At 62.7% G+C, this 19052-nt stretch carries 21 protein-coding genes and 1 tRNA gene; 18 read left to right on the top strand and 4 right to left on the bottom strand.

What is annotated here, in order from left to right; translation table 11 throughout:
- Window positions 1-28 precede the first annotated feature (28 nt).
- From steA to GOEFS_RS23845, 15 genes are all read left to right on the top strand, one after another.
- On the top strand, window positions 29-1216 hold the full coding sequence (gene steA / locus GOEFS_RS18280; RefSeq protein WP_040525508.1) for a putative cytokinetic ring protein SteA: 1188 nt from the start codon (window positions 29-31) through the stop codon (window positions 1214-1216).
- A gap of 1 nt (window position 1217) precedes the next feature.
- Window positions 1218-2135 (top strand): copper transporter, encoded by a 918-nt coding sequence (locus GOEFS_RS18275; RefSeq protein WP_007319429.1) that lies wholly within the window; start codon window positions 1218-1220, stop codon window positions 2133-2135.
- A 141-nt stretch (window positions 2136-2276) separates the two neighbouring features.
- Window positions 2277-4019: a CTP synthase gene (gene pyrG, locus GOEFS_RS18270; protein ID WP_007319428.1), complete on the top strand. Its 1743-nt coding sequence runs from the start codon at window positions 2277-2279 to the stop codon at window positions 4017-4019.
- A complete protein-coding gene (locus GOEFS_RS18265; protein ID WP_007319427.1) occupies window positions 4016-4681 on the top strand; it encodes an NUDIX domain-containing protein in 666 nt (221 codons plus the stop codon). The genes pyrG and GOEFS_RS18265 overlap by 4 nt, the downstream gene beginning before the upstream one ends.
- Window positions 4682-4687: 6 nt before the next feature.
- Complete coding sequence (gene xerD / locus GOEFS_RS18260) at window positions 4688-5602, top strand: site-specific tyrosine recombinase XerD (RefSeq protein WP_007319426.1); 915 nt, start codon at window positions 4688-4690, stop codon at window positions 5600-5602.
- Between the two features lie 222 nt (window positions 5603-5824).
- Window positions 5825-6718 carry a ParA family protein gene (locus GOEFS_RS18255; protein WP_085949543.1) on the top strand — a complete coding sequence of 298 codons (894 nt, stop codon included), beginning with the start codon at window positions 5825-5827 and terminating at the stop codon, window positions 6716-6718.
- Window positions 6715-7590 (top strand): segregation and condensation protein A, encoded by an 876-nt coding sequence (locus tag GOEFS_RS18250; RefSeq protein WP_007319424.1) that lies wholly within the window; start codon window positions 6715-6717, stop codon window positions 7588-7590. Before GOEFS_RS18255 ends, GOEFS_RS18250 begins: the two co-directional genes overlap by 4 nt.
- Window positions 7587-8327: an SMC-Scp complex subunit ScpB gene (gene scpB, locus GOEFS_RS18245; protein ID WP_007319423.1), complete on the top strand. Its 741-nt coding sequence runs from the start codon at window positions 7587-7589 to the stop codon at window positions 8325-8327. Before GOEFS_RS18250 ends, scpB begins: the two co-directional genes overlap by 4 nt.
- Window positions 8328-8333: 6 nt before the next feature.
- On the top strand, window positions 8334-9326 hold the full coding sequence (locus tag GOEFS_RS18240; protein WP_007319422.1) for a pseudouridine synthase: 993 nt from the start codon (window positions 8334-8336) through the stop codon (window positions 9324-9326).
- Entirely contained in the window at window positions 9323-10021 is a 699-nt protein-coding gene (gene cmk, locus GOEFS_RS18235) for a (d)CMP kinase (RefSeq protein WP_007319421.1), read from the top strand. Before GOEFS_RS18240 ends, cmk begins: the two co-directional genes overlap by 4 nt.
- Complete coding sequence (gene der, locus GOEFS_RS18230) at window positions 10021-11469, top strand: ribosome biogenesis GTPase Der (protein ID WP_007319420.1); 1449 nt, start codon at window positions 10021-10023, stop codon at window positions 11467-11469. The genes cmk and der overlap by 1 nt, the downstream gene beginning before the upstream one ends.
- A gap of 53 nt (window positions 11470-11522) precedes the next feature.
- On the top strand, window positions 11523-11789 hold the full coding sequence (locus tag GOEFS_RS18225) for a GlsB/YeaQ/YmgE family stress response membrane protein (protein WP_007319419.1): 267 nt from the start codon (window positions 11523-11525) through the stop codon (window positions 11787-11789).
- 178 nt (window positions 11790-11967) lie between these two features.
- A tRNA-Pro gene (locus tag GOEFS_RS18220) sits at window positions 11968-12041 on the top strand.
- A 125-nt stretch (window positions 12042-12166) separates the two neighbouring features.
- Window positions 12167-12631 carry a hypothetical protein gene (locus tag GOEFS_RS18215; RefSeq protein ID WP_138918055.1) on the top strand — a complete coding sequence of 155 codons (465 nt, stop codon included), beginning with the start codon at window positions 12167-12169 and terminating at the stop codon, window positions 12629-12631.
- A 2-nt stretch (window positions 12632-12633) separates the two neighbouring features.
- Entirely contained in the window at window positions 12634-13296 is a 663-nt protein-coding gene (locus tag GOEFS_RS23845) for a DUF4145 domain-containing protein (protein ID WP_007319417.1), read from the top strand.
- 379 nt (window positions 13297-13675) lie between these two features.
- Here GOEFS_RS23845 and GOEFS_RS18205 read toward each other — a convergent pair whose 3' ends face one another.
- Together GOEFS_RS18205 and GOEFS_RS18200 are read right to left on the bottom strand one after the other, a co-directional pair.
- Entirely contained in the window at window positions 13676-14899 is a 1224-nt protein-coding gene (locus tag GOEFS_RS18205) for an MFS transporter (protein WP_007319416.1), read from the bottom strand.
- Window positions 14896-15300, bottom strand: a complete 405-nt coding sequence (locus tag GOEFS_RS18200; RefSeq protein ID WP_138918054.1) for a hypothetical protein — start codon at window positions 15298-15300, stop codon at window positions 14896-14898. The genes GOEFS_RS18205 and GOEFS_RS18200 overlap by 4 nt, the downstream gene beginning before the upstream one ends.
- Before the next feature lie 268 nt (window positions 15301-15568).
- Between GOEFS_RS18200 and GOEFS_RS18195 the strand changes: the two genes are divergently transcribed.
- The gene (locus GOEFS_RS18195; protein ID WP_007319414.1) at window positions 15569-16108 is read left to right on the top strand and encodes a hypothetical protein; all 540 of its coding nucleotides are present in this window, start codon (window positions 15569-15571) and stop codon (window positions 16106-16108) included.
- A 79-nt stretch (window positions 16109-16187) separates the two neighbouring features.
- Here the strand turns inward: GOEFS_RS18195 and GOEFS_RS18190 are convergent, their stop codons facing one another.
- Window positions 16188-16628, bottom strand: coding sequence for a MerR family transcriptional regulator (locus GOEFS_RS18190; RefSeq protein ID WP_007319413.1), 441 nt, complete (start codon window positions 16626-16628; stop codon window positions 16188-16190).
- 50 nt (window positions 16629-16678) lie between these two features.
- Here GOEFS_RS18190 and GOEFS_RS18185 point away from each other — a divergent pair, with 50 nt between their 5' ends.
- Both GOEFS_RS18185 and GOEFS_RS18180 read left to right on the top strand, forming a co-directional pair.
- A complete protein-coding gene (locus GOEFS_RS18185) occupies window positions 16679-17641 on the top strand; it encodes an oxidoreductase (RefSeq protein ID WP_007319412.1) in 963 nt (320 codons plus the stop codon).
- Between the two features lie 175 nt (window positions 17642-17816).
- Entirely contained in the window at window positions 17817-18128 is a 312-nt protein-coding gene (locus GOEFS_RS18180) for a hypothetical protein (protein ID WP_007319411.1), read from the top strand.
- Between the two features lie 213 nt (window positions 18129-18341).
- Here the strand turns inward: GOEFS_RS18180 and GOEFS_RS18175 are convergent, their stop codons facing one another.
- A complete protein-coding gene (locus tag GOEFS_RS18175) occupies window positions 18342-18977 on the bottom strand; it encodes a nitroreductase family protein (RefSeq protein ID WP_245549894.1) in 636 nt (211 codons plus the stop codon).
- Window positions 18978-19052 lie beyond the last annotated feature (75 nt).

Raw genomic sequence — 19052 nt, 5'->3', positions numbered from 1 at the left:
ATGGGTATGCAGGTTGATGATGGGCGTCATGAAGATGCCTGCCTTGCTCGCCCGTACCACCGAAGAACTGCCTGGTGTCATCGGTATCGCCAGGATCGACAAGAACACCAAACGGCTCATCGAACGGGTGGGGCCGGGTGACATCGCCATCCTCGACGAGGTCGACCTCGATCGAGTGACCGCCGATGCGCTGGTCGAGGCGAGCGTTGTGGCAGTCGTCAACGCTTCGCCGTCGATCTCCGGTCGGTATCCCAACCTCGGCCCCGAGGTGCTCGCGGCGTCGGGCATCACCTTGCTCGACGACGTCGGGTCCGATGTGTTCAAGCGGGTCAAGGACGGCGCGAAGCTGCGCGTGGACAACGACCGTCTTTACATCGGTGAGCGACGTCTCGCCAAGGGCGTCGAGATCGGCGAACGTGAAATCGCGGACATGATGATCGATGCCAAGGCCGGACTCGTCGATCACCTCGAAGCGTTCTCGGGCAACACCATCGAGTTCATTCGGAGCGAGTCGCCACTGCTGATCGACGGTGTCGGGGTACCCGACATCGACGTCTCGTTGGCCGGCAAACACGTCGTCATCGTCGGCGACGGCGCTGCCCACGCCGCCGAGTTGCGGGCGCTGCGCTCATTCATCAAGGAGTACTCACCCTCGCTGATCGGCGTGGGTCGCGGTGCTGACTCGATGATCAAGGCCGGCTACAAGCCGCAAATCATCATCGGCGATCCCGAAGAGATCGCCAACAACACCCTCAAGTCGGGCGCGCAGGTGATCCTGCCCGCCGATCCCGACGGTCACGCCCCGGGACTTGAGCGCATTCAGGATCTGGGCGTCGGCGCGACCACCTTCCCGGCGGCCGGCTCCGCAGCCGACCTCGCGTTGCTGGTGGCCGACCACCACGGTGCTGATCTGATCGTCACCGCCGGATACGGCGGCGGGCTCGATGACTTCTTCGACCGGTCGCGACGAGAGAGCAACCCGTCGACGTTCCTGACCCGCCTCAAAGTAGGTCCGAAACTGGTCGACGCTTCGGCGATTGCCACGCTCTATCGCAGCCGGGTATCCGGGGCCGCGATCGCGTTGGTGGTGCTGGCCGCGCTGGTCGCGGTTATCGCCGCCGTGATGCTGTCGTCGAGCGGCGCTGATATATCGGATTGGATTGTCGACCAATGGAATTCGCTCCTGGCCTGGATCCAGACCGTGTGGAATCGATAGCGTGATCAGTCTGCGTCAACACGCGATTTCGATCGCGGCAATCTTCCTTGCTCTAACCCTGGGATTGTTCCTCGGCTCCGGTTTCATCGGAGACAAGGTCAACTCGGCAACCGGCACGTCGCGCGACCGGATCGGCGACCTGGAGTCCGAGCGCGACAAACTCAACGCTCAGGTAAACGCCGGCAACGGGTTTGTCGCGGCCGTGTCGCCGCAGTTGTTGGCGAACAAACTCAACGGCACGTCGGTGATCGTGGTGACCGCGCCGAACGCGGCCGACGGCGACGTGGCGGCGGTGAAAGAGGCACTCAATGCCGGCGGCGCTAAATTCGCCGGTCAGATCGGCCTGACCGACGAACTGCTCAAGGACCAGTCGGCGGAGAAGTTGCGCTCCATCATCGACCAATCCATTCCGGCCGGTGGTTCGCTGCGTCCCGAGTTGACGGATTCGGGCGGTCGGGTCGGCGATCTCCTCGGTGCGCTCACGCTCGGCGCGACCGGCACCGTCGCTGCGTCTCGAAACGACGTTGTGAACGGACTGTCGGCACTGCGCGAAGGTGGATACATCACGTACACCGACAACGCGATTGGCAGTGGTAAGGCCGTCGTCGTGGTGACCGGCGATGCCTACGGCACCGACTCCGGCGCTCAAGGTCAACTGACCGCTAATCTCGCGGCGGCGATGGCCCGACGGTCGGGAGCGGGAATCCTGGTGGGGCGCACCGGATCTGCCGAAGGTGGTTCGCCGATCGCGGTGGTGCGCTCGGACCCGTCGCTGAGCAACGAGATCTCGACGGTCGACAATGTCGATGTGCAGATGGGACGGGTCACGACGGTCCTCGCGCTGTCGACCGACCTGCGCGGCAAGCCGGGCGCATACGGCACTGGACCCGGAGCGCGGTCGATCACCCCGGGCGCCTAGGCCAGTCCCGACGACAGATGAGACGCGCAACACGTCGACTGAGTTTGGCGTGGCTGCGCGGAGAGTGGCCGCGAGGTGTTACCGTGGAGTCCCGTAGGTAATCGAGCCTGAAGGCTTGATGGGTAACCAACGGGAGACGCTTTGCGACCACTTCGCCACACTCAAGATGGCACCAAACACATCTTCGTCACCGGCGGCGTCGCGTCGTCGCTCGGCAAGGGGCTCACCGCCTCGAGCCTGGGGCAATTACTGACCTCGCGCGGTCTGCGGGTCACCATGCAGAAACTCGATCCGTATCTCAACGTCGATCCCGGCACGATGAATCCGTTCCAGCACGGCGAAGTATTCGTCACCGAGGACGGTGCCGAGACCGACCTCGACGTCGGGCACTATGAGCGTTTCCTCGACCGCGATCTCTCGCAATCGGCTAATGTGACCACCGGACAGGTCTATTCGACGGTCATCGCGAAGGAACGCCGCGGCGAATACCTCGGCGAAACCGTCCAGGTGATCCCGCATATCACCGACGAACTCAAGGCGCGGATCCTGGCGATGCGCGAGCCCGACGCCGACGGCAACGCCCCGGACGTGGTTATCACCGAGATCGGCGGGACCGTCGGCGACATCGAGTCCCTACCGTTCATCGAAGCGGCGCGTCAGATCCGCCACGACGTGGGCCGCGACAACATCTTCTTCCTACATGTCTCGCTGGTGCCGTATCTCGCGCCGTCGGGCGAGCTCAAGACCAAGCCGACCCAGCATTCGGTTGCGGCACTGCGCAACGTCGGCATCCAGCCCGACGCGTTGATCCTGCGTTGCGACCGCGACGTTCCCGAGGGACTCAAGCAGAAGATCGCGCTCATGTGCGACGTCGAACTCGAAGGTGTCATCTCGACGCCGGACGCACCGTCGATCTACGACATCCCCAAGGTGCTTCACCAAGAAGCGCTTGACGCTTACGTGGTGCGCAAACTGGGGCTCCCGTTCCGCGATGTCGATTGGTCGGAATGGGGCGATTTGCTTGAGCGCGTACATAATCCACGTGAGACAGTCACCGTCGCGCTCGTCGGCAAATACGTCGATCTGCCCGATGCCTACCTGTCGGTGACCGAAGCGATCCGTGCTGGTGGTTTCGCGCATCGGGCGCGGACCGAGATCAAGTGGGTCCCCTCGGACGACTGCGAGACCGTCGAAGGAGCGCGCGCCGCGCTTGGCGAGGTTGATGCGATTCTCATTCCCGGCGGGTTTGGAATTCGTGGAATCGAAGGCAAAGTCGGAGCGATTGCCTACGCCCGGCAGCGTGGTATTCCGCTTCTCGGACTTTGTCTCGGGTTGCAGTGCGTGGTTATCGAGGCTGCGCGGACCGCGGGTCTGGACGGTGCGAGTTCGACCGAATTCGACCCGGACACAGCGTATCCGGTCATTTCGACGATGGCTGATCAAGAGCAGGCCGTAGCTGGCGAAGCTGACCTTGGCGGCACGATGCGCCTGGGGGCCTACCCGGCGAAGCTGACTCGGGGCACCCTGGTCGCCGACGCCTACGGTGCGACCGAGGTATCCGAACGCCACCGGCATCGCTTCGAGGTCAACAATGCCTACCGCGACAAGATCGCTGAGTCGGGGCTGTTGTTCTCCGGTACGTCGCCGGACGGGCGGCTGGTGGAGTTCGTCGAATATCCCAAGTCGACGCATCCGTTCCTGGTCGCCACGCAGGCCCATCCGGAACTCAAGAGCCGCCCGACCCGCCCGCACCCGCTGTTCCGTTCGTTGATCGGTGAGGCTCTGAAATACAAAGCGGCTGAACGGCTTCCGGTGGATATCCATCCGGCCGGCGCCGCGATCGAGCCGGAGGTGGACTCCGACGCCGTCGAGGACGCCAGTTGAGTTCGACCGACGAGGGTGGTGCGTCGACGGCGGCCGGCGCGCACGATTTTGACGTTGCCTCGTCGGAGACCATCTACGACGGTGCCATCGTCGCGCTGCGGGTCGACGACGTCGTGATGCCGGGCGGACGGACCGCCAAACGCGAAGTCGTGGAACATCACGGGGCCGTCGCGGTCGTCGCGGTTGACGATGCCGGAAGGGTCGCGATGATCCGACAGTATCGGCATCCGGTGGGGCGGCGCCTACTCGAACTACCCGCTGGTCTACTCGACGGCGGACCCGACGAAACGGCTCTCGTTGCGGCGCAACGAGAATTGGCCGAAGAAGTCGATCTCGCCGCCGACGACTGGGCGGTGCTCGCCGACCTCGTCCTCTCGCCGGGGTTCTGCGACGAGGCCCTGCGCGTCTATCTCGCGCGCGGGCTCCACGAGCTACCCGAGGCGAAACGTCACGATGAAGAGGCCGATCTGGCTCTCGAGTGGGTCGATCTGGACACCGCGACGCGGATGATCGGGACGGGTGAGATCGTCAATGCCACCGCGGTTGCCGGAATCTTGGCAGCGGCCGCGGCGATCGCCGATCCAACTCTGTTGCGCGGGAATGACTCCGAGTGGGTCGATGAGCCGACGGCGTTCACTCGCCGACGGGACGCCCGGAACTGACGGCCGATGGTCGACGGGCTGGTGTCACGGTATCTCGACCATCTGGTGGTCGAACGAGGTGCCGCGCGGAACACAGTGGCGTCGTATACGCGCGACTTGTCGCGCTACGCCGACTACCTGACGCGCCGGGGCATCGGTGATCTTTCCGCAGTCACCGAAGAGGATGTCCGCGAGTTCCTGGTCGAATTGCGGCGAGGTGATGTCGACCGTGACCAGGCGCCCCTCGCCGACAGCTCCATCGCGCGAACTCTGGTGGCAGTCAGGGGTTTTCACAAATTCGCCGTCCTCGAGAATGTGGTGCCGGCCGACGTCGCGCACGCCGTGTCGCCGCCGCGTCCGGCGCGACGGTTGCCCAAGGCGTTGTCGATCGACGAAGTGACCGCCATCCTCGATGCCGCCGGTGATGCGGAGACCCCGCGTGGCCTACGCGATCGGGCGATGCTCGAACTGTTGTATTCGTGTGGGGCGCGTATCTCCGAGGTGGTCGATCTCGACGTCGACGACCTCGATACCGATCATCGCTCAGTTCTGTTGCGCGGCAAGGGGGGAAAGGAACGGATCGTGCCGGTCGGGCGTCCGGCGGTCGAGGCTGTCACGGCCTATGCGGTGCGTGGCAGACCCGCGTTGGCAAAGGGGCGTTCGCCAGCGCTATTCCTCAATGTGCGCGGCGGTCGATTGTCGCGGCAGTCGGCCTGGCAGACGCTGTCCGATGCCGCGCAGCGCGCCGGAATCGAGAAGACTGTCTCGCCGCATACGTTGCGGCACAGTTTCGCAACGCATCTGCTCGATGGTGGGGCCGATGTTCGTGTCGTACAGGAATTGTTGGGGCACGCGTCAGTCACCACCACTCAGGTCTACACATTGGTGACGGTCAACACGATGCGCGAGGTGTTCGCGGTTGCACATCCACGGGCCCGGTAGACGTCGATCGTGGGGTTGAAGTTGGCGAAGTGGCAGATGGGGCGAGAGACCAGTGTCCGGCGCCCGTTTGCCCGGCGGGTTGTCGCCGGGAGTTTTGATGTCCTGCATTAGGCTGGGTGACCAGATGTATATGGCCACCATCGAGAGGAGTGTCGCGGAGTGAATACGCCGGAGTCGTCCACACCTCAGGCAACGCCGCGACCCGACCCCACCGATTACCAGTTGGCGGTCAATCCCCGCCCAGTCGACGACGTCGATGACCGCGCTGAACCTGAACTGGGGCCTACCGGGCGTCCGACCCGGCCAGTTCCCGAGCCGGAGCTGATCGACCATCATGGTCCGGCGACCATCATCGCCGTGTGCAACCAGAAGGGCGGCGTCGGCAAAACGACGTCGACGATCAATCTTGGTGCGGCACTTGCCGAATGCGGTCGACGGGTGTTGCTGGTGGATCTCGATCCGCAGGGTGCGCTGTCGGCCGGATTGGGTGTCGCTCATCACGAACTCGAAGAGACCGTCCACAATCTGCTCGTGCCTCCGCACGCGGCGACCGACGATGTCTTGATGCGCACGCGGATCGAAGGACTCGATCTGCTGCCATCGAATATCGATCTGTCGGCCGCGGAGATTCAGCTCGTCAACGAGGTTGGCCGGGAGCAGACGCTGGCCCGCGCGCTGCATCCGATCGTCGACCGCTACGACTTCATCCTGATCGACTGTCAGCCGTCGCTGGGGCTGCTCACCGTCAACGCGTTGGCCTGCGCGGACAGTGTCATCATCCCAATGGAGTGTGAGTATTTCAGCTTGCGCGGACTCGCGTTGCTCACCGACACCATCGACAAGGTGCGCGACCGGCTGAATATGAAACTCGAGCTGGGCGGCATTGTCGTCACCATGTTCGATGCGCGGACTTTGCACTCGCGCGAGGTAATGGCCCGTGTAGTCGAGGTATTCGGCGATGCCGTGTACGACACCGTGATCAGTCGTACCGTGCGATTCCCGGAGACCTCCGTCGCGGGTGAGCCAATCACGTCGTGGGCTCCGAAATCGACTGGGGCAAAGGCATATCGGGCGCTGGCGCGTGAGGTCATCGCGCGCAACGGCCCCAAGAAATGACCGACGAGCCAGACTCGAATGAGGCGGCGAGCGTTGCCGACGCTGCGGCGCCGATCGACGTCGCATTCGCAGATGCCGCTGCCGCCAACAAGTTTCAGGTCAAACTCAAGAATTTCGAGGGCCCGTTCGACCTACTGCTCAACCTCATCAGTCAGCATCGACTCGATGTAACTGAACTGGCGCTACACCAAGTCACCGACGAGTTCATCGCCTATACGCGAAGTATGGGTGCGCAAATGGGCCTGGAGCAGACCACCGAGTTTCTCGTAGTCGCCGCGACATTGCTGGACCTCAAAGCGGCGCGACTGTTGCCGTCGGGGGAGGTCGACGACGTCGAAGACCTCGCGCTGCTTGAGGCTCGCGACCTGCTCTTTGCCCGGCTGTTGCAGTATCGCGCCTACAAACAGGTTGCCGCACTTTTCGCCGAGTTGGAAGCTGCTGCGCTGCAACGGTACCCGCGTGCGGTCTCATTGGAGAGCCGGTTCGAAGAACTGATGCCCGAGGTAACCCTCGGTGTCGACGCGGATACCTTCGCATCGATCGCGGCGTCGGCGATGACGCCAAAGCCTAAACCGTCCGTCGGGCTGGGGCATATTCACCAGCATCAGGTGTCAGTACCCGAACACGCCCGCCGGATGGCGGAACTACTGACCGCCAAGCCGGGCACGTGGCTGACTTTCGGCGAGCTGGTAGCCGATTGCACCGAAGGAATCGAAGTGGTCGCGAGCTTTCTGGGGCTACTCGAATTGTTCCGGGAACGCGCCGTGGTCTTCGAGCAGGCCGAAGCGTTGGGCGATCTCTCGGTGAGTTGGACCGGCGACCGGGAAGCAGAAGAAGTCAGTATGGACGAGTCAGCGGAGGAGTACGGATGAGCGGGCAGGACGAGACGCTTGACGAGCCGGCGCAGATCGGCATCGACATTGGGCAGACCACACTCGACGCCGAAGACGAACGCGTCATGGACGAACAAGAGCTGCGTTCGGCGCTAGAGGCGGTCCTGCTCGTGGTCGACACTCCGGTCTCGACAGAGGAACTGGCAACCGCCCTCGAACAGGATCTACTGCGCATCAATCGGACCCTCAAGCAGATCTCGGCCGATCTGACCGAGGCGGGAAGCGGCATTGATCTGCGGTTCGCCGGCGATGGCTGGCGGTTCTACACCAGGTCGGATTATGCGCCCTACGTCGAGCGGCTATTGCTGGATGGGGCACGTACCAAGCTGACCCGCGCAGCTTTGGAGACTCTTGCCGTCATCGCCTATCGACAGCCGGTCACGCGTGCTCGGGTGAGCGCGATTCGCGGCGTCAACGTCGACGGCGTAATCCGCACGCTGGTCGCGCGCGGACTGATCAGCGAGGCGGGAACCGATCCGTCGACCACCGCGACGCTATATGGCACAACCGAGTTATTCCTGGAGCGCCTTGGTTTGGCGTCGTTGACTGACCTGCCCGATCTTGCGCCGCTGCTGCCCGACGTCGACGTCATCGACGACTTGTCCGAGGAGCTCAACGACGACCCTCGATTCGCCAAATTGGCTGACCGGCGGGCACAATCAGATGAGGCCGACGCGTTATCCGACGCCTCGGCACCTACTGACGATCAGGACTGATACTCAATGGCATCCGCTAGCCGAGACGGCAAACCGGGACGTGGACAAGATGACCGACGAGGCTCCAAGCGCGGTGGCGCAAAGGGCGGATCGGGCAAGAAGCCCACCAAAAAGCCCGCAGCCCAACAGGTCTCACGTAAGAAACCGCACCGTAAAGGCGCGCGGTCGACGCCGGATGTGGCGTCGGGCCGGGTGCGCCTGAACAACGCGAAGCTCGCGCGCACGCAGTTGACAGGGGAGGGCGGCAGCGGTGCGACCTACGAGGCTGACGGTGTGCGATTGCAGAAGGTGCTCGCGCAAGCCGGTGTCGCATCTCGACGCGGAGCCGAAGAACTTATCGCAGCCGGGCGAGTGTCCGTCGACGGCGAAATCGTGGTCGAGCAGGGTATGCGAATCAATCCCGATACCTCGATCATCCGGGTCGACGGCGCACGTGTCGTCATCGACGAGACACGCCAGTATCTGGCGCTGAACAAGCCCAAGGGGTACCAGTCGACGATGGCCGACGATCAGGGCCGTCCCTGCGTGGGCGATATTGTCGCCGAGCGGGTCATGGCTGGTCAGCGGCTATTTCATGTCGGCCGCCTGGATGCCGATACCGAAGGTTTGCTGCTTCTCACCAACGACGGCGAGTTGGCGCACCGGTTGATGCACCCATCCTTTGAGGTGCCCAAGACGTATCTGGCGACGGTCAAGGGCGAGGTGCCGCGCGGAATCGTGCGCACGCTGCGTGACGGCGTGGAACTCGACGACGGGCCGGTGCGGATCGACAAGGCCACGATCCTGGAGGTCCATGAGGGGCGGTCGCTGTTGCGGCTGACGTTGCATGAGGGCCGCAAGCGCGTTGTGCGTCGGCTGCTCGACGAGGTCGGGTTCCCGGTGACCAGGTTGTTGCGCACCGATGTGGGTGCGGTGCACCTGGGTGAGCAGCGGCCAGGCAGTTTGCGGGTGCTGGGCAGCGACGAGGTTGGGGCGCTGTATAAGTCGGTGGGAATGTGACCGGGGCGACGGGAAATGCGACGGTGATCGCTATCGACGGGCCGGCTGGTACCGGTAAGTCGTCGGTGTCGCGGTTGCTGGCACAGCGAGTCGGTGCGCACTACTTGGATACCGGCGCGATGTACCGGGCGGCGACGCTGGCGGTATTGCGTTCGGGTGTCGACGTCGAGGACGCCGAGGCGATGGCGCGGGTTGTCGACGACGCGCGGGTCGAGTTGGTCGAGCGGGATGAGAGTCCGTCGGCCGTAGTGCTTCTCGACGGCGAGGATGTGTCGAGTGCCATCCGCGAGGCCGACGTGACGGCGAATGTGTCTGCGGTATCGGCGAATTCGGCCGTGCGGGCCAAGTTGGTGGAGCTGCAACGCCGGCTCGCCGGCGACCGCTATGTCGTCGTCGAGGGGCGTGACATCGGCACCGTGGTTTTTCCGGATGCCGAGTTGAAGGTGTATCTCACGGCCACTCCCGAGGCGCGGGCGGCGCGTCGCCTGCGGCAGGATACCGCGGCTGGTCGGGACACCGACTACGAAACCGTGTTAGCGAGTGTGAATCGACGTGATCATCTCGACACCACCCGCGAGGCGTCGCCGCTACGGCCGGCTGACGACGCGGTGATATTCGATACCAGTGAGTTGACGTTGCCGCAGGTGCTCGACGGGCTGATTACGTTGACTGAGAAGCGAATTGGGGTCAAGTAATGACGGAACCAACGATCGGCGGCGACGTCGAGGGCATCGGGTCGCTGCCCGGCGACGGTGTGTGGACTGACGAATCCGATTGGGACCTAGACGATTTCGATCTCGACGGTGACGAGGGTGGGGTAGCGGCACTGCCCGTCGTCGCCATCGTCGGGCGGCCCAACGTCGGCAAATCGACTCTGGTGAATCGTATTCTGGGTCGACGCGAAGCCGTCGTCGAGGATGTTCCGGGAGTGACGCGCGACCGGGTGTCGTACCGGGCCGGGTGGTCGGGGCGTGATTTCACGCTCATCGACACCGGTGGTTGGGAACCCGACGCCAAGGGGATGCACCAGGCGATCGCTCGGCAGGCGGAGCAGGCGATGTCGACCGCCGATGTGATCGTGTTGGTGGTCGATGCCACGGTTGGCGCAACGTCGACCGATGAGGCGGTGGCGCGGGTCCTGCGTCGATCCAAGACTCCGGTTGTGCTGGCAGCCAACAAGATTGATAGCGATAAGGCCGAGGCCGAGGCGGCGGCGTTGTGGTCGCTCGGGCTGGGCGAACCGTATCCAGTGTCGGCGGCGCATGGTCGGGGAGCGGGCGATCTGCTCGATGAGATCCTCAAAGTGTTGCCGGAAACCACGCAGGTTGTTCCGCAGTTGGGCGGACCGCGACGCGTCGCGCTGGTCGGTAAGCCGAACGTCGGGAAGAGTTCGCTGCTGAACAAATTGTCGGGCAGCGAGCGGTCCGTCGTCGACAATGTTGCCGGCACCACCGTCGATCCGGTCGATGAGCTTATCGAATTGGGCGGTCGCCCTTGGCAATTCATCGATACCGCTGGGTTGCGACGGAAAGTGCGGACGGCGTCGGGGCATGAGTATTACGCCTCGCTGCGAACCAAGTCGGCGCTTGAGGCGGCCGAGGTGGCGATCTTGTTGATTGACGCCTCGCAGCCGATCACCGAGCAGGATCTTCGAGTGTTGTCGTTGATCATCGAGACCGGGCGCGCGCTGGTCGTCGCGTTCAACAAGTGGGATCTGGTCGACGAGGACCGACGTCTCCAGTTAGACAAAGAGATTGACCGAGAGTTGGCTCGCGTGCCGTGGGCGCAGCGAGTGAATATCTCGGCGATGACCGGACGTGCGGTGCAGAAGCTGGTGCCGGCGCTCGATACCGCGCTCGAGTCGTGGGATAAGCGCGTTTCGACTGGGCGACTGAACAATTGGGTCAAGGAAGTGATCGCGGCCAACCCGCCGCCGTTGCGCGGTGGTCGGCAACCGCGGGTGATGTTCGCGACGCAAGCGGCGACGCGACCCCCGACCTTCGTCTTCTTCACCACCGGTTTCCTGGAGGCTGGCTACCGCCGCTTCCTGGAGCGGCGGCTGCGTGAGGAGTTCGGCTTCGACGGGTCGCCGGTGCGGGTGAATGTGCGCGTGCGGGACAAGCGGGAGATGCGTAAGCGCTGAGATTCATCTGGTTTAGGTGAGGCGCATCGTTCCGGCGCGTCTAGGCTTTGATGATGCTGATTATCGGAATCATCCTGTTCGGAATGCTCATCGGTGCTGCTGCGCAATTGATTCTGGGCGCCAAGGCTCGGAGTATCGACTGGGGTCTGGCAATTGTCGCCGGCCTCGTTGGGTCGTTCGTCGGCGGTTTGCTGATCAGCCTGCTCAGCGGCGACGGACTGCATTTCCGGGCCAGCGGGATCATCGGATCGATCGTCGGTGCGCTGATCGTGACCGGTGGGTGGTATTGGTTCACGAAGCAGCGGGCTTCGAACGTCTAGTTCGCGGAAGCGTTTGTGCGCCAGGTGATTTGATCTGCTGGTCGAGTGCCGTCGTGCGAGCTTGCGAGCTCGTCGGTGTATCGAGGCCTCGCGGGTAGATGCTGCTGCCAGGCGATTGGCGTTTAGGTGCCGACGTCGGATAAGATTTTCCAGGTTGTCGGCGAGTAGTCGGTGACAACGGGCTGTGGCGCAGCTTGGTAGCGCACTTGACTGGGGGTCAAGTGGTCGCAGGTTCAAATCCTGTCAGCCCGACGTAAGATCCAGTGTAAATACGCTGGATCAGGGTCACCGCGCAATAGCGACCTCGGCTCCGTTGGGAGTCGGGGTCGTTTTCTGTTGCGGGTAACCATGTCAGGGTGACCGACTATCGTGCTCACATGACTACTGATGACTCCGTGCGGAGAACCGCTGAGGCCTTCAGCCGAGCGAGAGAGCTAAACGAGCGCGCCGTGCCCATGGGGTACGCGGTGCTCACGACTGCCGGGGAGGAGCAGTCCCAGAGTGGTCGGGTGTTCGAGTCTCATTATGCGGTTCGGCCGTTCGGCACGGAGGACGGTCGAGCGGACCGCTACTTCCCCGACATTGAAGCGGCCGCGGAGTACATCGATTATCTGGAGACACTTCCACGCTGGACCCTCGATCTGACTGACAGTTCGATTGAGGTGGACGGTGTGCGTAGGACCATCGCAGTCAAGGAGACAGGGCAGGTGCATGACCTGTCCGGCGGTTGGCTGTCGCTCGGCGGCAAGAGTAGGAGCGGTGTCATTGGTGACGGTTTGACCTCGCTTTCCATCCGCGCCAGCCAACCTCCGGCGTTCGGTCGTTGGCGGAAGGACGCGTAACGGTGCACAACACTGTTTGCTGGCACTGCAATGCGGTGTCTCACCATGTGCTCAAGGCCGCAGTTGCCGTTACCTCTGCGCGCGATCCGGCGATTGAAACGAGGTGGACTCACGTCTACGGCGCGTTTCAGTGTTCGTCATGTCTGATCTACTCCGTGGGCATCGCCGCTCTGCACGAGAGCGATGTGTGGGGAAGTGCCTCTGAGATGCTCGCACGTAGCGAGATCCAGGTTTGGCGGCCGTCGCCTGGCATGACAAGGAGTTACGAAGATGTACCGACACATATAGCTGACGCGGCGACTGAGGCCTACGAATGCCATGCGCAGAGCCACTACCGTGCCTCAATTCTGCTGGCCCGCTCCGTGATAGAGGCGAGTGCCAAAGAGGTTGGGATCACCAAGGGGCGACTGATCGACAAGATTGAGAAGCTCTACGACGACCAATGGATTCGCGAGCATGTCAAGGACGGCGCGGACAGTATCCGAGACTTCGGTAATGACATGGCTCATGGTGATTTTGTCCAGCCTGTTACGGAGGAGGAGTCGGCGTTGGTGATCGCTCTAATGGAGGAGATCCTGGTTGAGGTCTTTCAGTCTCGCGCCAAAGTAGCCAAGGCCCAGGCCGCGGTGGCCGCGCGAAAGCAGCATGGTCAGGTCACTCCGTAGTCACCAGTGCCAACGGCCCCGATCTCCCACCCGGAGATTCGGGGCCGTTGGTCATGCGGTGGGTTACGCGGCCTGGGTGGCTACCCGGCAGATCGCAGCGGGCTGGTAGACCTCACGCCGATCCGGGTCTCCGCTCGGGCGTGGGCCTGGTTGTGGGAGAACAACTCACCGGACTCGGTGGACCATTCGACATCCAGGCCAGGCCGCCGAGGGCGTTGATGGACACCGCGTACGGGCACAGGACGCACTCCCGCCCTGGCGGGAGCGCGGTGTACAGGGATCACGCGCAAGAGGTGAGCCACGACGATTACGTGGCCGCCTATGGTCTGGTCTCCTATGGCGGGGGCATTCTCAGCTCGCCCGAGATGAGGATGTGCGCTCAATACCTGCCGCCCGCCAGATTAGTCAGCGCGTCCGGCGATGTTGAAGTTCTGCCGAGTAGTCGCGTTACGGCAGCTCCTGCGAGGACCATTAGGGCGGTGCCGACGCCGGCAAGAATCAACCCCGAGGGAGGCGATAGGGCCGCGACAACGGGGGCGCCGAGCATGAATCCACACAGCATTGCCGCGGTGTTGACCGAGCCCATCGTGGACAGAGCACGGGGTTGTGTTGCTTCTGGTACAGCGTCGACGATGACTAGTCGGATTGCGGCGACTTGTACGGCGTTCGCGATTCCTGCGACTGCGAAGAATATGCCAGCGAGCCACGGATTTGGGACGAGGCCTGGGATGGCCAGGGCGACTCCCATCGCGAGTCCGGCGTATACGAGGATGCGGGGAGCCTGGTCGCTGGTAATTCTGGCCGCGACGCGTGATCCCGCAAGTCGGCCGGCGATGAAACATTGCCCCAGTACCGCGTATCCAAGCGGTGGGAGGCTCAGTGTGTGTAGGGCGTAGAGGGCTTCGGCGACTGAGTAGACCGAGGTGAAAACAATCGCCGCGCACAAGCCCATCATTGCTCCGCGCACCCGGACGTCGGACCACAGTAAGGCTGGAGCTTCACGTACTTTTGTCCACCAGCTCGCAGGCTTAGACATACCCTGTTCGATGGCTTCCGGTACCCATGCCGCAACTAATGCCAGCGTGATGGCACACGCGGCATCGACGAGCAGAACAACGGAGATTGACGACCATTGGACTAGCGCACCGCCGATCGCGGGACCGAGGAACATTCCGGCGATCCGGGCGGTGTCCATCCGTGCGAATGATCGCGCTGTGGTGTGCTCACTGGATCGTTGCGCCAGCGTCAGCAGCGCGGGTGCGCTCAGTGTGCTGACCACGGCGATCACTCCGGCCATCGCAATCAGTAGGCCGACGTTCGGATGGATCGCAGTCAATGCCAGGGCTATTGCTTCGGCAAGGCCGGCGGTCATCACCAGCCTGCCCAAACGGCGTCCATCGAGCAGGGGAGCGGCGAGCGGCGCGAGTACTAATGACGGCAGTGCCCCAATGAGCAAGATTGCGGCGATTGCCCAGCTTCCGTACCCGGATTTTGCAACCACCACGGCCACGGCTGTCGATGTTCCCATCGACGTCGCCGTGGCCGTGAGTTGGGCGCACGCCAACGCCAAACCTGGATCTGGAGTGCGCGGTTTCAGCGTCATGCAGCTGCGGCGTCCTTGACCCAGTGCTCTACCGACACATCGTCGGCAGTGAAACCGAGTCGGCCGAACATGCTGGTGTGGTCAGATGCGGAGAAAATTTCCCGTTTTGCACGGTAGAAGTCTGTGTCGTACCAGACCACACCGAAATGCACTTTGCCCGACCCATCTGCCATGTCTTCGCGGAAAACGATCTGCCAATCGTAGCCGCCAGTGCCGGGCCCCATTGTCGCCAGGCGGCGGTCGGACTCTTCTAACGCAGTTAGACACTTTTCCATAGTCGCTGCGTCGGGGACCACGATTGTCACTTTCGACTCGGCTACTGGTGTGCGCCCCTTGCGACGTTCTTCTGTCGAGCCACCCCATGACACCACTTCAGTTGAACCCTCGATATACATCAGCACCCCTTAGTCGTCCAGTAATGGATGTCGGACGAAGAGCCTCGTTCCCAGGGCATCATTAGTGACGCTAACGATGAGCTGTGATCAGTAGAAACGTGTGATCCCAACCTGAAAATTGAATCCCCTACGACCCGACACCGCGAGCATAACCCCACCCCACGACAACCGCCACAGATAACGCATGTTGACTGGCGCCCTTCCTCGTCTGCCATCCTGACGTCCGCGAGTGCAAGAAGCGATCGCGGCCGAATCCAGGCGGTACTGTCGTGAAATGGTCAAGCGGATGCGATCGATTAAGCGCATCGCTTCGGTGGTCGTCGTTCCCATCGCGCTGGCTGGTGCGTTATCCGGCTGCGGCGACTTGATGGAGCCAGATGTAAGCCCCAAGGATGTCGACGCAACGGAAGCCCGCAATGCGTTGGGTGGCGAAGACCTGAAGCTCCCGGACGATTACGTGTTCATCGCCGGGGTTGCGTTCCCGCCGGGCTTCTCGGGGCATACCGGGTATCAACTGAAGTTCGAGGCGCCTGGCGAAGTCTTCGACAACCCAAGGGAACTCGCGGACACATATGTCGGCGACGTCTATGGACACGAATTCGGCGTGTTCCGCCCAATCGCTTGCACCGCTGGCCTCCTTGCCGCGGCCCGACAGAAGCAATGGGTGACGTGCACCGCGGCGACACGAGCCAAGTACAGCACTAATGACGCCGACAACCCTGACAGCACCGACGTCGGTTATGGCTCAGAGGCGATCGTTCTGGTCGCCGACGCGGGAAAGACTCAGGTCCACGTGGTTATCGGTGGAACTTAGATCGTCACGTGCCCGACTTAGGGCGGACCGACAGTTGGCGGACAAGTCGCCCTACTCGAATGGATTGCCTTGCGCCGCATCAAGTCTCGGCCTCATCCTGCTGAACTTGCGTCGGGTCCCACAGTCCCGCGACGCTACCGTCGCGCAGGTGTTCCGCGTAGACCTCCGACTTCCACGCGATGATTTCCCGCGCATGCTCCAGCGCGTGGATCTGAGCATCGACGCGTTCGCGTTGCGCGTCGAGTAACTGCAGGCGTGCGTCCTCGTTGCCAGGTCCCTCGCGGACGAGGGCCGCGAACTTTTTGAGCTCGGCAAGCGGCATGCCCGATTCGCGCAACCGGATACAAATCCTTAACCAGTTGACGTCGACCGGGCTATAGCGACGTTGACCGCCGCTAGTTCGCACGACGTCTCCGACGAACAGCTGCTCATGCTCGTAGAAGCGGAGAGCGTGGACACTCATCTCCACCAGCTGTGCGACCTGGCCAATCGTCAACGACGGTTCGTTGCTGTCATTCACCTAAAACGCTCACTTGACCTAGAGGGAACTCTAGCTTTTAGCGTAGAGCCATGACCCTGACTGAACAGCGTCCGATCGGCTCCGGCTTCAACTATGCCTCGACTGCCGCCGACGTCATGTCCGGTATCGACCTGACCGGAAAGACTGCAGTTGTCACCGGCGGATATTCGGGCCTAGGCCTGGAAACGACGAAGGCGCTCGCTCTAGCGGGAGCTCGGGTCTTCGTGCCGGCCCGTCGGGCCGAGGCGGCTCGCGAGACATTGACCGGCATACCTGGTGTGCACGTCATCGACGGTCTTGATCTCGCCGACCTAGCGAGCGTCACTCGCACCGCCGAGGCGATCTCGGCGAAAGTGGAAAGTATCGACCTGTTTGTCGCCGCCGCTGGAGTGATGGCGACGGTCCAACGCCGCGCCAGAACTGGGTGGGATTACCAACTCACCGTCAATCACCTGGGTCATTTCGCGCTGATCGTCCGCTTGTACCCACTGCTAGCAGTCCGTGGAGCTCGCGTTGTGGTGTACTCGTCGGCCGGGCATCATTCGTCCGACATTCGTTGGGATGACCTGCATTTCCATGCCGGCTATGACAAATGGGCGGCGTATGGCCAGTCCAAGACGGCGAATGTGCTCTTCGCGGTTCAGCTGGACCGGCTCGGATCCACTGACGGTGTTCGAGCGTTCGCGTTGCATCCGGGCAAGATTGCGACTGGACTGCAGCGTGAGATTCCCCTCGACGAACAAGTCGGGCTCGGATGGGTCGATTCGACCGGAAAAGTAATCGGCTCGGATTTCAAGACACCTAGTCAAGGCGCGGCCACCGGCCTCTGGGCTGCCACTTCGCCGCTTCTAGACAATAGGGGAGGCCTCTACCTCGAAGATTGCGACGTCGCGCGGGTTGCATCGTCGGACGGGTCGATGGATGACGGCGGAGTGAAGCCGTATGCAGTGAATCCTGTTGCTGCTGAACGGCTTTGGAAGATTTCAGTGAACGCCGCCGGGGTCGATATCTAACTGTTCTCGCTTACGCCGTTCGGTGAGAACCTACTGGACGATACCGGGGTGGCCACGCCTCCGCGTTGCCGCCGGAACGGTTCATCCTGCTCGGCAGGCAGCGCCGATGCATCATGAATCAGATACAGTTCATGATCTCAATGTCGCGTTGAATGCTTCAGAAGGGGAGGATCCGATGACCGATCGAATGGCTGCGAGTGTCGTGCTCGGATTGGCGACTGGCCTGGTAACCGCGGAAGTCATTGGTAATACGCGAATCGGCTTGGCGATCGGGCTGGCGCTCGGCGCGATCTTAGGTTGGGTTCCAACAAAGCTGTTGCCGCGAACGATCGTTGCCCTGGCGTGTCTTGCCGGGCTGATTGGTGGCTTCGTCTTTGGCAACCTATGGCTGTTGATCGCATCCGTCGTCAGCGTCATTTCGCTATGCGGGTACTTGGTGCGTGTGCACCCGAACAACCAAACCCGAACCCAGACTCTCCGAAAGTAGCAGCGCGTAAGAGTTCATCTCTCGGGTCGCTCGATGTGTGATGCAGCGCCCCATCGAGTACGTCCCTCGGTGGGGCGCTGCAAGTCCGGGACGCCGTAAGCGCTCGGGAAGGCGGGCCCGAGCGGCGGAGGTCCGGAGTCCCGGGGCAACAACTTTACAACTGTCCAAAGAATTTCGCGCGGTGGACTACTGGCGGGTCATAACTCATGGCGCTCACCCCCACGCCTCCGACGTCACCTCGGCAACAGTGCGACGTGTTCGAGTGGATGCTCCAACGTCGGCGGCTACCCCGACCGCGATGATCGAGCGGATCGACCAGCCATACGCCGGCGCCAGTTCTACGGTCAGTCCATCCAGATCGAAGCCGCGGAACTGATGGCATGAAAGCCCTACAGCCTGGGCTTGGATCGTGAGATACGCGGCGGCCTGCCCGAGGTCGTAGTCAGCGAATTCGGAATAGGCGATTGCCTCATCGACCCAAAGATGGGCAGCGGTCACGATCAGCGCGCTCGCGTCGAGTGCCCAGGAGCGAGAACTGGGCGCCAGATGCTCGACGATGCGCGCATGCCGGGCGTCCCCGCGCCGAGCTGGCAGAAAACCCCACGGCTGCGAGTTTCCGGCCGACGGCGCTGACCGCGCGGCGTCGAGCAGCGATGTCAACGCGGCGTCGTCGAGGGTGTGGGCGGCATCGAAGCGGTACGGGCTGAATCGGGATGCGATGAGTGGATGCAGCGTTTCCGGCCCGGCCTCAATGTCCATGAACGTTGCAACAGGAGTTCCTGGGCCGATGTTCCGAGCCCGGTATCCGCCGAGCCAAGCATCTAGGGCAGCGCCCAGTCCGACAGTCATGGCGGCCGCTGCGGGAGATATGGAAAAGGCGTTGCGCGGCGAGGCGACCGGAGCCCGAGTGAATTCGACAAGGTG

Origin of the sequence: Gordonia effusa NBRC 100432, assembly GCF_000241305.1 — a bacterium.
Classification (GTDB): Bacteria; Actinomycetota; Actinomycetes; order Mycobacteriales; family Mycobacteriaceae; genus Gordonia; species Gordonia effusa.
This window is presented reverse-complemented; position numbering and strand designations above follow the sequence as displayed.

What these genes read in the sequence shown, in the direction of transcription:
- GOEFS_RS18225 (WP_007319419.1), top strand. Translation starts at nt 11,523, where the DNA reads ATGCTGATTATCGGAATCATCCTGTTCGGAATGCTCATCGGTGCTGCT.
- GOEFS_RS18250 (WP_007319424.1), top strand. Translation starts at nt 6,715, where the DNA reads ATGACCGACGAGCCAGACTCGAATGAGGCGGCGAGCGTTGCCGACGCT.
- GOEFS_RS18240 (WP_007319422.1), top strand. Translation starts at nt 8,334, where the DNA reads ATGGCATCCGCTAGCCGAGACGGCAAACCGGGACGTGGACAAGATGAC.
- GOEFS_RS18175 (WP_245549894.1), bottom strand. Translation starts at nt 18,977, where the DNA reads ATGACTGTCGGACTGGGCGCTGCCCTAGATGCTTGGCTCGGCGGATAC.
- GOEFS_RS18180 (WP_007319411.1), top strand. Translation starts at nt 17,817, where the DNA reads ATGACCGATCGAATGGCTGCGAGTGTCGTGCTCGGATTGGCGACTGGC.
- scpB (WP_007319423.1), top strand. Translation starts at nt 7,587, where the DNA reads ATGAGCGGGCAGGACGAGACGCTTGACGAGCCGGCGCAGATCGGCATC.
- GOEFS_RS18195 (WP_007319414.1), top strand. Translation starts at nt 15,569, where the DNA reads ATGGTCAAGCGGATGCGATCGATTAAGCGCATCGCTTCGGTGGTCGTC.
- GOEFS_RS18185 (WP_007319412.1), top strand. Translation starts at nt 16,679, where the DNA reads ATGACCCTGACTGAACAGCGTCCGATCGGCTCCGGCTTCAACTATGCC.
- der (WP_007319420.1), top strand. Translation starts at nt 10,021, where the DNA reads ATGACGGAACCAACGATCGGCGGCGACGTCGAGGGCATCGGGTCGCTG.
- xerD (WP_007319426.1), top strand. Translation starts at nt 4,688, where the DNA reads ATGGTCGACGGGCTGGTGTCACGGTATCTCGACCATCTGGTGGTCGAA.
- steA (WP_040525508.1), top strand. Translation starts at nt 29, where the DNA reads ATGAAGATGCCTGCCTTGCTCGCCCGTACCACCGAAGAACTGCCTGGT.
- GOEFS_RS18205 (WP_007319416.1), bottom strand. Translation starts at nt 14,899, where the DNA reads ATGACGCTGAAACCGCGCACTCCAGATCCAGGTTTGGCGTTGGCGTGC.
- GOEFS_RS18215 (WP_138918055.1), top strand. Translation starts at nt 12,167, where the DNA reads ATGACTACTGATGACTCCGTGCGGAGAACCGCTGAGGCCTTCAGCCGA.